Source organism: Streptomyces parvus (assembly GCF_014648875.1).
In the GTDB taxonomy this organism is placed as follows: Bacteria; Actinomycetota; Actinomycetes; order Streptomycetales; family Streptomycetaceae; genus Streptomyces; species Streptomyces parvus.
In genome coordinates this window covers 67,409-82,246 of record NZ_BMRY01000006.1, presented here as the reverse complement: position 1 = coordinate 82,246, position 14,838 = coordinate 67,409, and the positions used below count along the sequence as shown (strand labels likewise).

11 protein-coding genes and 1 riboswitch are annotated in these 14,838 nt (G+C 71.7%); of the genes, 6 read left to right on the top strand and 5 right to left on the bottom strand.

What is annotated here, in order from left to right; translation table 11 throughout:
- Window positions 1-20 precede the first annotated feature (20 nt).
- From IE140_RS19580 to IE140_RS19565, 4 genes are all read left to right on the top strand, one after another.
- The gene (locus IE140_RS19580; RefSeq protein WP_150195346.1) at window positions 21-1,478 is read left to right on the top strand and encodes an aldehyde dehydrogenase family protein; all 1,458 of its coding nucleotides are present in this window, start codon (window positions 21-23) and stop codon (window positions 1,476-1,478) included.
- Between the two features lie 116 nt (window positions 1,479-1,594).
- Entirely contained in the window at window positions 1,595-2,053 is a 459-nt protein-coding gene (locus IE140_RS19575) for an Lrp/AsnC family transcriptional regulator (protein WP_003970382.1), read from the top strand.
- 184 nt (window positions 2,054-2,237) lie between these two features.
- Window positions 2,238-3,035 carry a carbon-nitrogen hydrolase family protein gene (locus IE140_RS19570; protein ID WP_150195348.1) on the top strand — a complete coding sequence of 266 codons (798 nt, stop codon included), beginning with the start codon at window positions 2,238-2,240 and terminating at the stop codon, window positions 3,033-3,035.
- Window positions 3,036-3,083: 48 nt separating this feature from the next.
- Window positions 3,084-4,778 carry a flavin monoamine oxidase family protein gene (locus IE140_RS19565; RefSeq protein ID WP_189460581.1) on the top strand — a complete coding sequence of 565 codons (1,695 nt, stop codon included), beginning with the start codon at window positions 3,084-3,086 and terminating at the stop codon, window positions 4,776-4,778.
- Between the two features lie 25 nt (window positions 4,779-4,803).
- On the opposite strand, the gene IE140_RS19560 is transcribed toward IE140_RS19565, so the two are convergent.
- Complete coding sequence (locus tag IE140_RS19560; RefSeq protein ID WP_150198735.1) at window positions 4,804-5,514, bottom strand: DUF5995 family protein; 711 nt, start codon at window positions 5,512-5,514, stop codon at window positions 4,804-4,806.
- Window positions 5,515-5,611: 97 nt separating this feature from the next.
- Here IE140_RS19560 and IE140_RS19555 point away from each other — a divergent pair, with 97 nt between their 5' ends.
- Window positions 5,612-6,820, top strand: a complete 1,209-nt coding sequence (locus IE140_RS19555; RefSeq protein ID WP_109177895.1) for a glycoside hydrolase family 6 protein — start codon at window positions 5,612-5,614, stop codon at window positions 6,818-6,820.
- A 22-nt stretch (window positions 6,821-6,842) separates the two neighbouring features.
- Here IE140_RS19555 and IE140_RS19550 read toward each other — a convergent pair whose 3' ends face one another.
- Together IE140_RS19550 and IE140_RS19545 are read right to left on the bottom strand one after the other, a co-directional pair.
- Window positions 6,843-8,243: a uracil-xanthine permease family protein gene (locus IE140_RS19550; protein WP_109177894.1), complete on the bottom strand. Its 1,401-nt coding sequence runs from the start codon at window positions 8,241-8,243 to the stop codon at window positions 6,843-6,845.
- 247 nt (window positions 8,244-8,490) lie between these two features.
- Window positions 8,491-9,720, bottom strand: coding sequence for an MFS transporter (locus IE140_RS19545; protein ID WP_109177893.1), 1,230 nt, complete (start codon window positions 9,718-9,720; stop codon window positions 8,491-8,493).
- 176 nt (window positions 9,721-9,896) lie between these two features.
- On the opposite strand from IE140_RS19545, the gene IE140_RS19540 reads away from it, so the two are divergent.
- A complete protein-coding gene (locus IE140_RS19540; protein WP_150194974.1) occupies window positions 9,897-11,087 on the top strand; it encodes an ROK family transcriptional regulator in 1,191 nt (396 codons plus the stop codon).
- A 69-nt stretch (window positions 11,088-11,156) separates the two neighbouring features.
- Here IE140_RS19540 and IE140_RS19535 read toward each other — a convergent pair whose 3' ends face one another.
- Window positions 11,157-11,903, bottom strand: a complete 747-nt coding sequence (locus tag IE140_RS19535) for an SDR family oxidoreductase (RefSeq protein WP_150194975.1) — start codon at window positions 11,901-11,903, stop codon at window positions 11,157-11,159.
- Between the two features lie 111 nt (window positions 11,904-12,014).
- Entirely contained in the window at window positions 12,015-14,375 is a 2,361-nt protein-coding gene (locus IE140_RS19530; protein WP_150194977.1) for a chitinase C-terminal domain-containing protein, read from the bottom strand.
- A 320-nt stretch (window positions 14,376-14,695) separates the two neighbouring features.
- A riboswitch (FMN riboswitch) is annotated at window positions 14,696-14,826 on the top strand.
- Window positions 14,827-14,838 lie beyond the last annotated feature (12 nt).

Genomic DNA, 14,838 nt, shown 5'->3' with positions numbered 1-14,838 from the left:
TCTCTGCGGTAAGGGATCTCATGTCCTTCTTCACTGACCTGGCCCACCAGTACATCGACGGCGAGTGGAGGCCGGGGAAGGGGTCCTGGGACATCATCGACTTCAACCCGTTCGACGGGGAGAAGCTCGCCTCGATCCCGGTCGCCACCGCCGACGAGGTCGACCAGGCCTACCGGGCCGCCGAGCGCGCGCAGCAGGCCTGGGCGGACACCAACCCGTACAGCAGGCGGGCCGTCCTGGAGAAGGCGCTGCGCATCGTCGAGGAGCGCGAGCCGGAGATCGGCGAGGCGATCGTCGCCGAGCTGGGCGGCACCCGGCTGAAGGCCGCCTTCGAACTGCACCTGGCCAAGGAGTTCCTCCGCGAGGCGATCCAGCTGGCGCTGCGCCCCGCCGGACAGGTCCTCCCCTCGCCGACCGAGGGCAAGGAGAACCGCGTCTACCGGGTTCCCCTCGGCGTCGTCGGCGTGATCAGCCCGTTCAACTTTCCCTTCCTGCTCTCCCTGAAGTCCGTCGCGCCCGCGCTGGCCCTCGGCAACGCCGTCGTCCTCAAGCCGCACCAGAACACCCCGATCTGCGGCGGCACCCTGCTCGCCAAGGTCTTCGAGGACGCCGGGCTGCCCGCCGGACTGCTGAACGTCGTGATCACCGACATCGCGGAGATCGGCGACACCCTGCTGGAGCACCCCGTGCCGCAGGTCATCTCCTTCACCGGCTCGGACAAGGTCGGCCGCCACGTCGCCACCGTCTGCGCCCAGAACCTCAAGCGCGCCGTCCTCGAACTCGGCGGCAACAGCGCCCTGATCGTGCTCGACGACGCGGATGTCGACTACGCCGTCGACGCGGCGGTCTTCAGTCGGTACGTCCACCAGGGCCAGGTCTGCATGGCCGCCAACCGCATCCTGGTCGACCGCTCGGTCGAGGCGGAGTTCACCGAGAAGTTCGTCGCCAAGGTCGCGTCCCTCACCGTCGGCGACCCCGCCGACCCGGCCACCCAGATCGGCCCGCTGATCAACTCCTCGCAGGCCGAGTCCGTCTCCAAGCTCGTCGACCAGACCGTGGCGGCCGGGGCGACGGCCCTCCTGCACGGCCGCGCCGACGGCAACCTGGTCAGCCCCTCCGTGCTGACCGGCCTCGCCGCCGACTCGCCCGTCCTGCACCAGGAGATCTTCGGCCCCGTCGCCCTGCTGATCCCCTTCGACGGCGAGGACGAGGCCGTCCGGATCGCCAACGACACCCCGTACGGCCTCAGCGGCGCCGTCCACACCGGCAACATCGAGCGCGGCGTCCGGGTCGGGCAGCGCATCCACACCGGCATGATCCACATCAACGACGGCACCGTCCACGACGAGCCGATCGTCCCCTTCGGCGGCGAGAAGAGCTCCGGCCTCGGCCGGTTGAACGGCGACTCCATGATCGAGGCCTTCACCACCCAGAAGTGGATCTCCATCCAGCACGGCCGCTCGCAGTTCCCCTTCTGACGGGCTGCCCCGCCGCACCTGGCATGCCCGGGGCGGCGGCCCGTGGTCTACTGCGGGAGGCGGCACGCGCCGCCTCCCGCAAGCCGACCCACCGCAGAGATAGTGAACCGCCCGACGTGCGCCTGAACGACCTCGACGAACGCATCGTCCACGCCCTCGCCGAAGACGCCCGGCGCTCCTACGCCGACATCGGCGCCATCGTCGGCCTCTCCGCCCCCGCCGTGAAACGCCGCGTCGACCGGCTGCGCGCCGAGGGCGCGATCACCGGTTTCACCGTGCGGGTCGACCCGGCGGCGCTCGGCTGGGAGACCGAGGGGTTCATCGAGATCTACTGCAGCCGCAACACCTCCCCGGACGCGATCAAGCAGGGCCTCGCCCGCTACCCGGAGATCGCCTCGGCCTCGACGGTGACCGGTGAGGCGGACGCGGTGGTGCAGGTCTTCGCCGCCGACATGCGCCACTTCGAACAGGTCCTGGAGCGCATCGCGGGGGAGCCGTACGTCGAGCGGACCAAGTCCGTGCTGGTGCTCTCCCCGCTGCTGCGGCGCTACTCCGCGGAGGCCCCGCCGGCCTGAAACGGGTGGCGCACATCACCCCGTTGACCTGCGGTGATGTCCGACGCAACGATTCGCTGCCCCAGGCCCTTCCCGCGCAACGAATCAACGGTCGGCGCGCAACGCTCGCGCCTTGTCCGGGCCGATCCGGGCCACGTACCTTCGTTACGTCTCCCCACCCCGCCCGCACCGCCCGAGGTCAGCCATGCCGTCGTTGCGCACCGCCCTGCTCCAGAGCTCCGGACGGCCCGGCGCCGTCGCCGAGAACCTGAAGACGCTGGACGAGGCCGCCGCCCGGGCCGCCGGTGCCGGAGCCCGGCTGCTGGTCGCGCCCGAGCTGTTCCTCACCGGATACGCCATCGGCGACGCCGTGCCCGTCCTGGCCGAGCCCGCCGACGGCCCCGGCGTCGAGGCGATCGCCGAGATCGCCGTACGCCACGGCCTCGCCGTCCTCTACGGCTACCCGGAGCGCGACGGGGAGCGGATCTTCAACGCCTCCCAGCTCATCGGCGCCAACGGCGTCCGGCTCGCGAACTACCGCAAGACCCACCTGTTCGGCTGCTTCGAGCAGGAGTGGTTCACCCCCGGCGAGCAGACCGTCGTCCAGGCCGACCTCGACGGCATCCGCATCGGCCTGCTGATCTGCTACGACGTCGAGTTCCCGGAGAACGTCCGGGCGCACGCCCTGGCCGGCACCGATCTGCTGCTGGTGCCCACCGCGCAGATGCACCCCTTCCAGTTCGTCGCCGAATCCGTCGTCCCCGTACGGGCCTTCGAGAGCCAGATGTACGTGGCGTACGTCAACCGCACCGGCCCGGAAGGGGAGTTCGAGTTCGTCGGGCTCAGCTGCCTGGCCGGCCCCGACGGGGTGGTGCGCACCCGCGCCGGACGCGGCGAGGAACTCGTGATCGGCGAGGTGGACCCGGAGTTCCTGGCGGCGTCACGCGCCGCCAACCCGTATCTCGCAGACCGCCGCCCCGGCCTCTACGGCTCCCTCGCCTGAGCCCGTCCCTCCCCGAACTACCCGTACCGCGCAAGGAGTCCGTACCCCATGACGTCCACGGTGCCCAACGCCGTCCAGCACACCGACGCGGCCGCCCCGCCGATCACCATGTTCGGGCCGGACTTCCCGTACGCGTACGACGACTTCCTCGCCCACCCGGCCGGCCTCGGGCAGATACCGGCGACCGAGCACGGCCAGGAGGTCGCCGTCATCGGCGGCGGGCTCTCGGGCATCATCGCCGCGTACGAACTGATGAAGATGGGCCTCAAGCCCGTCGTCTACGAGGCCGACCAGATCGGCGGCCGGCTGCGCACCGTCGGCTTCGACGGCTGCGACGGCGACCTCACCGCCGAGATGGGCGCCATGCGCTTCCCGCCGTCCTCCACGGCGCTCCAGCACTACATCGACCTGGTGGGCCTGCAGACCCGGCCCTTCCCCAACCCCCTCTCCCCGGCCACGCCCTCGACCGTCGTGGACCTCAAGGGCGAGTCGCACTACGCCGAGACCATCGACGACCTGCCGCAGGTCTACCGCGACGTGGCCGAGGCCTGGAACGCCTGTCTGGAGGAGGGCGCCGACTTCTCCGACATGAACCGGGCGCTGCGCGAGCGCGACGTCCCGCGCATCCGGGAGATCTGGTCGCAGCTCGTCGAGCGGCTCGACAACCAGACCTTCTATGGCTTCCTCTGCGAGTCCGAGGCCTTCAAGTCGTTCCGGCACCGCGAGATCTTCGGCCAGGTCGGCTTCGGCACCGGCGGCTGGGACACCGACTTCCCCAACTCCATCCTGGAGATCCTGCGCGTCGTCTACACCGAGGCCGACGACCACCACCGCGGCATCGTCGGCGGCAGCCAGCAGCTGCCGCTGCGCCTGTGGGACCGCGAGCCGCAGAAGATCGTCCACTGGCCGCTCGGCACCTCGCTCTCCTCCCTGCACGACGGTGAGCCACGCGGCGCGGTCACCCGGCTGACCCGCACGGCCGGCAACCGCATCACGGTCACCGACGCCACGGGCGACATCCGCACCTTCCGGGCCGCGGTCTTCACCGGCCAGTCCTGGCTGCTGCTCTCCAAGATCGACTGCGATGACGCGCTCTTCCCGATCGATCACTGGACGGCGATGGAGCGCACCCACTACATGGAGTCGTCCAAGCTGTTCGTCCCGGTCGACCGGCCGTTCTGGCTGGACAAGGACGAGACCACCGGCCGCGACACCATGTCGATGACGCTCACCGACCGGATGACCCGGGGGACGTACCTCCTGGACGACGGGCCGGACAGGCCCGCCGTCATCTGCCTCTCCTACACGTGGTGCGACGACAGCCTGAAGTGGCTGCCGCTCTCCCCGAAGGAGCGCATGGAGGTCATGCTCAAGTCGCTGGGCGAGATCTACCCGAACGTCGACATCCGCAGCCACATCATCGGCAACCCGGTCACCGTCTCCTGGGAGAACGAGCCCTGGTTCATGGGTGCGTTCAAGGCCAACCTGCCCGGCCACTACCGCTACCAGCGGCGGCTGTTCACCCACTTCATGCAGGACCGGCTGCCGGAGGACAAGCGGGGCATCTTCCTCGCCGGGGACGACATCTCCTGGACGGCCGGCTGGGCCGAGGGCGCCGTGCAGACCGCACTGAACGCCGTGTGGGGCGTCATGCACCAGTTCGGCGGGGCGACGGACGCGACCAACCCCGGCCCCGGCGACGTCTTCGACGAGATCGCCCCGGTCGAGCTTCCGGAGGACTGAGCCGGGGGTCGTACCGACGCGGGCCTCAGCGGCAGGGGGTGAGCAGAAGCCGACCCACCAGACCCGCGCCCGCGTCGGTCCGCTGCCGGAACTCCTCGGCCAGCGAAGGGAATGCGCGCAGCCGCCAGAGCGTCCGGGCCGCCGACCAGGCCGCCTCGCGAGCCCGCTCCAGGCTCCAGGAACTCACCAGATGGGTCAGCGGATCCGCGATCTCCAGCAGGTCGGGCCCCGGCATCAGCTCGTCGTGGATCCGCTCCTCCAGCAACGCGAGGAGATCACCCACGCGCTCGAACTCCCCTTCCAGGTCCGGCGGATCGCAGCCGAGCGTACGACAGGCGTCCACCACCGCCAGGACCAGATCGTGGCCCACATGCGCCTGGAGACCGCTGAGGGCGAACTGCAGCGGACGTACGCCGGGATGGCGGCGGCAGGGGAGCAACGGCCGCCAGCACTCCGGCGGCCGCCCGCCCGCCGTCGCCGTCTCGGCGGCCGACAGATAGCGCTCGGCGCACCGTACGCCCAGCAGGGCGGTGGCTTCCCGGCCGTCGGGCCCGCCCCTGCCCGGCTCGGGTCCGGCCGTCTCCAGGGCCTCCAGATAGACCCGGTTGAAGACCGCCACCCCGTCCCCGGACGGCCACCGGGACCGCAATTCCCGCATACGTTCGATCACCGGGAAGTCGCCCGTCGGCGGGCCGCCGCCCTGGGCCGGTACTGCGGACTGCTCGATCTGCGTCATGGGCGGAGCGTCCCAGCCTTAGGCTCGCCACGGCGCCGACCGGCCCGAGTATTCATCGGAACGGGCGAACAGCGGTGCCGGAAAAGGGGATCGAGGAGTGCCGGGCACCCGCGTACGACGCCGCACCGCTCACCGTGAACGCCGCCGCGCGGCCCGCCGCCACGCCCTGCTCGCCGTCGCCTCGGCGGTGGTGGCGATCGGCGCGACGGCCGGCCTGATCGACGCGGGCCACCAGGACGGGCGCGACACGGCCCGCCCCGAACCGACGGCTCCGCCGGTCCTCCAGCCCCTCCCCGCCGTCCCCACGCCGACGCCCACCGCCCCAGCCCCGTCCGCCTCCTCCGCCCGCCCCGCTCCGGCCCCGTCCCCCTCACGCACCACGGCCCGCCCGAGCGCTGCCCCCGAGCCCCCGCCCTCCCCGTCGGCGACGCCCGCACCCGCGCCCCGTAACCGCCTGTTCCGGCACCCGCACTCCCAGGTCCTGGACTGGGTGCGGGCGAACCCCGACGACCCGCGCCGCCCGGTCATCGAGTCCCGGATCGCGGAGCGGCCCGCCGCCGTCTGGTTCGCCGCCCACAACCCGGGCGAGATAGCCGGGCAGGTCCGCGAGGTCACCCGGGGCGCGGCCGCCGCGGGCCGGATCCCGGTGCTCGTCCCGTACGCGATACCCGACCGGGACTGCGGCGGCGCGTCGAAGGGCGGCGCCCCGGACCTCGCGGCGTACGACGCCTGGATACGGCAGTTCGCCGAGGGGCTCGGCGCGGGCGCGGCGATCGTGATCCTGGAGCCGGACGCCATCGCCCTCTCCGACTGCCTGAGCGCCTCCGACCGGGCGGCCCGCTTCGCCTCACTGGCCCGGGCCGGACGCACCCTGCGCACAGCGAATCCGCGGGCCCGGGTCTACTTCGACGGCGGCCACTCGGGCTGGCACGCCCCCGCGAAACAGGCAGCCGCGCTCCGGGCCGCCGGAGCGGCCACCAACGGCGACGGCATCTTCACCAACGTGGCCAACTTCCACCGCACCGCCGACGAGAGGGCCTACGCCCGCCGGGTCCTCGCCGCACTCGGCGGCCCGGCCGGCCTCGGCGCGGTGATCGACACCAGCCGCAACGGCAACGGTGCGCCCACCGCCGGCGAATGGTGCGACCCGGCGGGCCGGGCGCTGGGGCAGCCCCCGACGACGCGCACGGGCGAGGACCGGATCGACGCGTACCTGTGGGTGAAGCTGCCGGGGGAGTCCGACGGCTGCTCGGGCGCGGCGGGCTCCTTCACGCCGGAGTACGCCTACGCCCTGGCCACCGGGTGAGCCTCGGCCGCTCCCGTACGGCTCAGCTCTTCTCGGGGCCCTCGGGCCCCGGCTTTTCGTCGTACGCCGACGTCCCCGAATCCAGCAGCGGTTCCTGGGTCTTGAGGTGGGCCGGGGCGAAGGCCTTCAGGACGTGGTAGCCGGTGATCACGACGAGCGTGCCGAGCGCGATGCCGCCCAGTTCGAAGTTGTCGGTGATCTTCAGGCTGACCCCGCCGACGCCGATGATGATGCCCGCGGCGGCCGGCACGAGGTTGAGCGGATTGCGCAGGTCCACCCGGCCGTTGAGCCAGATCTGCGCGCCGAGCAGGCCGATCATCCCGTACAGGATCACGGTGATCCCGCCCAGCACCCCGCCCGGGATCGCGGCGACGACCGCGCCGAACTTGGGGCACAGGCCGAAGAGCAGCGCGAAGCAGGCGGCGGCCCAGTAGGCGGCCGTGGAGTAGACGCGGGTGGCGGCCATCACGCCGATGTTCTCGGAGTACGTGGTGTTGGGCGGCCCGCCCACGGCGGTGGAGAGCATGGAGGCCGCGCCGTCCGCCGCGATGGCGGTGCCGAGCTTGTCGTCCAGCGGGTCGCCGGTCATCTCGCCGACGGCCTTGACGTGCCCGGCGTTCTCCGCGACCAGCGCGATCACCACGGGCAGCGCCACCAGGATCGCCGACCACTCGAAGGCGGGCGCGTGGAAGGACGGCAGCCCGATCCAGTCGGCCTGGCCGACGGCCGAGAGGTCCAGGCGCCAGTGGTCGACGGCCTCCGCCCCGCCGGCCGGGGAGTGGATCTTCCCGAAGACCAGGTCCAGCACCCAGGACAGCACGTACCCGAAGACCAGCCCCAGGAAGATCGCGATCCGGGAGAGGAAGCCGCGCAGGCACACCACGGCGAGCCCGGTGAACAGCATGACCGCCAGCGCCGTCCACTGGTCCTGCGGCCAGTACGTCGAGGCGGTCACCGGCGCCAGGTTGAAGCCGATCAGCATCACGACCGCGCCCGTCACCACCGGCGGCATCGCCGCGTGGATGATCCGCGCGCCGAACCGCTGCACGGCCAGACCCACCAGGAACAGGGCAGCGCCGACCACCAGCACCGCGCCCGTGACGGTCGCGCTGTCCCCGCCGCTCGCCCGGATCGTGGCCGCGACGCCGACGAAGGAGAGCGAGCAGCCCAGATAGCTGGGCACCCGGCCCTTGGTCGCCAGCAGGAAGATCGCGGTTGCTACACCGGACATCATGATCGCGAGGTTCGGGTCCAGGCCCATCAGGACCGGGGCGACGAACGACGCTCCGAACATCGCGACGACGTGCTGGGCGCCGAGCCCGAACGTACGGGGCCAGGTGAGCCGTTCGTCGGGGCGGACCACCGCCCCGGGGGCGGGGGTCTTCCCGTCGCCGTGCAAGGTCCAGCGCACGCCGAGGCTCATGGTTGCTCCCTGAAGGTCTGCTCGGTGTGCCGACCGGTCTGCGAGCCGGGGTTCGGTGTTCACCTGCGGAAAAGATCAGCGCCATGGTAGTGGTGCGCCCGGCGGCGGCCGCGCGGAGGTCACCCCCCGCGCGCCGCCGCGTCAGGCCCGTACGTGTGGGGTCTCCCCGTCGCGTACGCCCTTCCCCTCGCGTACGTCGCTTCCGTCCCGCCCCGCGTCAGCTCCCGTGCAGTCGCGCGGCTCCGCGTCAGCTTCCGGCCGCGCTCTTCGTCGTCGTACCCTCGCCGACCGCCGAGCCGGCGATCTTCCGGTCGGCCGACCGGAGCACTCCCGCGCCCAGCACCAGGCCGAAGGCCAGCACCGTCACCACGCCGAACGACACCACCAGCGAGGTCGCCTCGGCCAGCGAGCCGATCGCCGAGGGGGCGATCAGACCGGAGGTGTACGTGATGGTGGCGACGCCCGCGATGGCCTGGCTCGGGTTCGGCCCGCTGCGCCCCGCCGCGGCGAAGGCCAGCGGGACCACGACCGCCACGCCGAGGCCCAGCAGCCCGAAGCCGCACATCGCGGCCGCGGGGGAGGGCGAGAACACGACCAGCAGCCCGCCCGCGGTGGCCATCACTCCGCCGGTCCGCACCGTCCGGACCGCGCCGAACCGGTCGACGATCCGGTCCCCGGCGATCCTGGCCACCGCCATCATCAGGGCGAACGCCGTGGTGGACGCGGCCGCGAGACCGTCCGAGCTGCCCAGGACGTCCCGCAGGTAGACCGCCGACCAGTCCAGGCTGGCGCCCTCGGCGAACACCGCGCAGAATCCGACCGCCCCGATGATCAGGGCCGACTTCGGCGGCAGCGTGAACCGCGGCGGCGGCTCCTCGTCCGGGCTGCTCTGGATGTCGAGGACGTCCCGGCAGGCGATCAGGCCCAGCGCCGTGAGCACCAGGGCCGCGACGAGATGGTGCGTCCGGGCGTCGGTCGCGGTGTGGGCCGCGACCGTGCCCGCCGCCGAACCGATCAGCGCGCCCACGCTCCACATGCCGTGCAGCCCCGACATGATCGACTTGTCGAGACGGTTCTCCACCTCGACGCCCAGCGCGTTCATGGCCACGTCGGACATCCCCGCCGTCGCCCCGTAGACGAACAGCGCGGCGCAGAGGGTGAGCAGGTTCGGCGCCAGCGCGGGCAGGATCAGTGCCAGCGTCCAGAGCGTCAGCAGCCCCCGCAGTGCGGTCCGGGCGCCGAACCGGTGGCTGATCCGGCCCGCCAGCGGCATCGCGATCGACGCGCCGATCGCCGGGAAGGCCAGCGCCAGACCGAGCTGGCCCGCGCTCACCCCGGCATGGTCCTGGATCCACGGCACCCGGGTCGCGAAGCTGCCGGTCACCGCCCCGTGGACGGTGAAGACCGCGGCGACGGCGATCCGCGCCCGCTTCACCTGCTCCGTGCCGTAGACCGTGACGGTCGAGTCGTTCGTCATGCCGTCGAGCCCCTCCCCTGGGAATCCTCGGATGCCGGCCGTGCCGGCGCTTCCACCGCCTCTGCCGCTTCCTCGCGACGATGCGTGGCGTAAACTATCAGGAACCCTGCCTGATAAATAGTCGATTCTCATCGGCCCGGAAAAACGGCGGGGCGGCCATCTGGAAGGATCCCGGTATGCCCGCATCCCCGAGCACGGCTCGGGCCATCAACGACCGGCTCGCCCTGCGGCTGCTCCAGCAGGACGGCCCGCTGACGGCCACCCAGCTCAAGACGCTGACCGGACTCTCCCGGCCCACCGTCGCCGACCTCGTCGAACGGCTCCGCGGCGCCGGTCTGATCCAGGTCGTCGGCGAGTCCGGAGCCGTCCGTCGCGGCCCCAACGCCAAGCTGTACGGGATCGTCGCCGACCGGGCCCATCTCGCCGCGCTCGACGTGCGCCTGGGCAGCGTCAGCGTGGTCGTCACCGATCTGCTGGGGACGGTGCTCGCCGAGGACTCGCTGCCCATCGGCAGTGACACCGGCACCGAACCCGCCGTCGAGCGGGCTGCCGCCCTCCTGGAGCGCACCGCCCGCGCGGCCGGGTCCGTACCCCTGCACAGCGTCGGGATCGGGGCGCCTGGGTTGATCGACCCCGGCACCGGCGAGCTGCGCGACAGCTCCGGCCTGCCCGCCTGGCACCGGGGCCTGGTGCGGGAGCTCCAACGGCGGCTCCCGGCCACCGTCCTGGTGGAGAACGAGACCAACCTCGCGGCCGTCGCGGAGCACCGGGAGGGCGCCGCCCACGACCGGGAGACCTTCGTCCTGCTCTGGCTGGGCCAGGGGATCGGGGCCGCCGTGATGCTGGACGGCAAGCTGCGTCAGGGGGCGTCCGGCGGCGCGGGGGAGATCGGCTTCCTGCCGGTCCCCGGAGTGAGCGGGCTGCCCTCGGCGGTCAACTGCGAGGGCGGGTTCCACTCCCTGGCCGGCTCCGGCGCGCTGTGCGAACTCGCCGCCGCGCACGGGCTCGTGGACCGGGCGGCCGTGGCCGAGGGGCAGGAGGAGGCGGCCGCCGTGGACGCGGTGCGGGCCGCCCTGGAGGCGGGGGAGGCGGGCGAGCCCTTCCTGAAGGAGGTCGCCGACCGCCTCGCCCTCGGGTCCGCTGCCGTCGTCTCGGTGCTCGACCCGGGCTGTGTACTGCTCGCGGGGGCCGTCGGCCATGCGGGCGGGGCCGCGCTCGCCGCCCGGGTCGAGGAGCGGCTGGCCACGATGTCGCCGCTGCGCACCGAGGTCCGCGCCGGTTCGCTGGGCGACGGGGCCGTGCTGCGCGGTGCGCTGCTCACGGCCCGGGACGCGGCGCAGGACGCGCTCTTCGCCCCGGAGGTTTGACCGGCCGGACCGTAAGGCCGTGGACGGCCGAACCGGGAGCCCGCGGATAGCCGCCCGGACGGCGTCGGCTCACCCCGGGTGCCGGTGGCGGCGGTCGAGGAACTCCTCGAACGTCACGGTTCCCAGGGCGTGTTCGGGCGTCAGATGGTCACCGCGCCGGTAGCCCGCGTACGCCTGCCCCGCCAGTCGGACCGGCACCACCCTCCGCCTGCGGCCGGTGGCCCGCAGGAACGCCCCGGCCAGGTCGGTCAGTTCACGTACCTCGGGGCCGCCCAGGTCGGGCACCCGGCCCGCCGGTCCGCCGAGCGCCAGGGCCGTCAGCCGGCCGGCGACCTCGCCGCTGTCGACCGGCTGGAGCGACACCCCGGCGGGCACCGGCAGTACGGGCAGCCTGGACGCGCCGGACAGGATGCGCAGGGCCAGGTCGTGGAACTGCGTGGTCCGCAGGATCGTCGCGCCGAGCCCGGAGTCCTCGATCATCCGCTCGACCCGGTGCTTGACCGTGTAGTAGCCCAGCGGCAGCCGTTCCACACCCACGATCGAGATGTAGACGAGGTGCGGCGTCCCGGCCCGCTTCGCCGCGTTGATGAGGAAGCCGGCTGCCCGGTCGTCGCCGCCGCGCGGGGTGGTGGCGCAGTGGACGATCGCGTCCGCCCCCTCGACCGCCGCGTCCAGCCCCTTGCCGTCGCGCAGATCGACGGCGTACGAGGGGGCGCGGCGGCTGAGTCCCCGGACGTCGGCCCCTTCCGTGCGGAGCCGCTCCGCGACCTGCCGGCCGAGGGTTCCGGTGGCGCCGGTGACCAGAATCGTCGTCATGGGGCCAGTCTGCCGGAGCGCGGTCCGGCCCGGCGGCTACCGGGGGAGAACAGCGAGGCCCGGCGTGAGCGGGGAGAACCGCTCACGCCGGGTCGCACGATACTGGACGGGTCAGCAGGCGCCGAGGTCCTTCCAGACGCCCCACTCACCGGTGGATCCGGGCGTCTCGCCCTTCGTCCACCACGAGGCCTTCCACTCGTGGCCGCCGTGGCTGACGGTGGAGCCGCCGCCGTACTCGGTGGCCGCGTTCCACGCCGGGGCCGAGCAGCTGCCGCCCGGCTGAGTCGGGGTCGGGGTCGGCGTGGGTCCGGTCGGGTCCGGGGTCGGGGTCGGCGTCGGGTTGGTCCCGGTGCCGGGCTCGACCACCGTGGTGCCGCGGGCCAGGTCACCGGCGAGGGAGTAGGACTTGCCGCCGAAGGTCACGGTCCAGTTCGACGGTGTGGAGGTGGGCAGGTAGTAGACGAAGTCCAGCTCCACCGAGGCGCCGGGGGCCAGGCTCTGCCAGGCCGGGAGCTTCAGCGAGACGCGGTTGTAGTCGCCCTTCAGGCCGCCGATGTTGTTGGCCGCCGTGTGGTCGCTGCGGACGATCTTCGTACCGAATCCGGACTGGTCCTTCGCGTTGGCCGGGGCGGAGGTGGAGTAGTCGAACTGGAACTCCGTACCGCCGGGCAGCGTGGCCTGTGTCCGGTTGGTGATCTTCAGCTTGGGGCTGATCGGGTAGTTGGAGTCGCCCAGCGGGAACTGCCCGAAGGAGACGTCGATGTTGAGCGCCTCGGTCGGCAGGTCGATCGTGGAGCGCTTCGCGCCGTACGGGGTGGCCGACTTGAAGGCGTCGTACATCGCGGTGGTCAGCGTGGAGCCCGTCTCGTACTGCCCCTTCGCCGCGTTCCACTGGTAGTCGCCCGCCAGCTCCCAGATCATCGTGCCGCCGATGCCCTTGTCCACGACGTAGTCCGCCTTGGCCTTCACCGACTGCTCGTCCTCGGTGGAGAGGAACACCTTCTTCTCGGCGTTCCACAGCCACGGGGCGACCAGCGTGGAGTCGTACTTGCGGGCGTACGTGCCGGTCAGCTTGGTGTTCGCGGGGAAGCCGTAGTCGGTGACGTAGTCCCCGACGATGCCCTTCTCCAGGTTCTTCGCGTGCCACATCGGGTTGGAACCGGCGGGCGATTCCTTGCCGTTGGTGTCCTTGTCGTGCCACAGGTTGTCGATGCCGACCGCGCCGTCACCGCACTTGGTCAGCCCCGCGCCGGCCGGGCAGTCGGTCGTGGCCGCCTTGCCCCACAGGCCGTCGGTGCCGCCCTGCACGTTCTTGAAGCCGCGGGTGTAGTACGGCAGGCCGATGTTGATCCGGCCGGCCGGCATCGAGCCGCGGAAGTAGTGGTAGGCCCAGTCGGTGTTGAGGTAGCCGAGGCCGCCGTACTGCGAGGTGGTGTAGACACCCGCCTGAGCCAGCTCGTTGTCCTTGCCGTCGTCGAACAGCGAGGCGTTGGGCCCGACGTACTCGTTCCAGGCGCCGTGCAGGTCGTAGGACATGATGTTGACGTAGTCCAGGTACTTCTGCATCTGGTACGTCTCCATGCCCCGCAGCAGATAGCCGGAGGAGGGGGCGGCGACGGTCAGCAGGTAGTGCTTGCCGTCGGCCTCGCCCGCGCGGTCGAGCTTCTCGCGCAGCGTCTTCATCAGGGCGTCGTAGCCCTTGACCAGGCCCGCGCGGCGGCCGTTGGCCAGCGTGTGGTCCAGCGGGTTGCCCGCGTCCTTCATCGTGGTGGCGTACTCGTAGTCGATGTCGACGCCGTTGAAGCCGTACTTCTTGATGAAGGCGACGGCGGAGTCGGCGAAGGTGTTGATGCCCGCCTGGTTGACCGAGCCGTCGGCGTTGGTCGCCATCGAGTAGAAGCCGCCCGAGTCGACGCGCTTGCCGTCGGGGCCGAAGTAGCCGCCGGTCTCGGCCCAACCGCCCACGGAGACCAGGGTCTTCACGTTCGGGTGCTGCTTCTTGTACTTCGTCAGCAGGTTGAAGTGCCCCTTGTAGGGGAGCGTCGGGTCCATCTCCGCGCCTGCGACACCGGGCCAGGTCATCCCGGTGGAGGCGTTGTCGGCGCTGTCGGGGCCGACCGAGAGCTTGTTGGAGCCGTCGACGTGTGCGAAGGCGTAGTTGAGGTGCGTGACCTTGTCCCACGGGATGTCCGGGACGAGGTAGGCGTCCTTGCCGTCCTTGCCGGTACGCCAGTTGGTGAAGTAGCCGATGACGCGCCGCTGGTGGTCGGCGCCCATCTTCTCGCGTCCGTCGGCGTCGTAGACGGAGCAGTACGGGACGTTGACGCCGGGGGTCTGGTAAAGCCCGTCGGGGCGACAGGAGTTCTGGTTGGCGGCGGCCGAGGGGCCTGCGGCGAGGGAACTCAGCAGCAGCCCGGCGACGGCGGCGCCGGCGGCGAGGAGCGTGGCTCTCGCTCGGGTGGGGGACAGCATGTGGTCGTTCCTCCTGGGGAGGTCGGCAGAACACAACTGGTGAAAAGGGGGTGGGTCTGTCGGGGTCCCGGTGTGCGCCCACCGTGGGACCGAACCTCGGAGGTGACGCAGAGATTAAGAGGACTAGACCAGTGCGTCAATAGGTATGGACCTTTAAGGCTCAACTTCGTGAATGACTACGTTGTCGCGTTCGTTCCGAAGGGATGCGCCACGATTTTCGTGACCCCGCGTGACGCGATCCGTGAATCCTGTGACCCAGCCCACAGCGCTCACCCGCATGGTCGAGAGACGTCCGTGGCAGACTGGTTCCGTACCAGTAGCAGCGCACTCCGGGGTCGGTGCAATTCCGAACCGGCGGTTACAGTCCGCGACCCGTCCGCAGCCAGCGGCCGGTTGACCAGGTGAAATTCCTGGACCGACGGTTAAAGTCCGGATGGGAGGCAGTGCGCGGCGGTCTGTCATC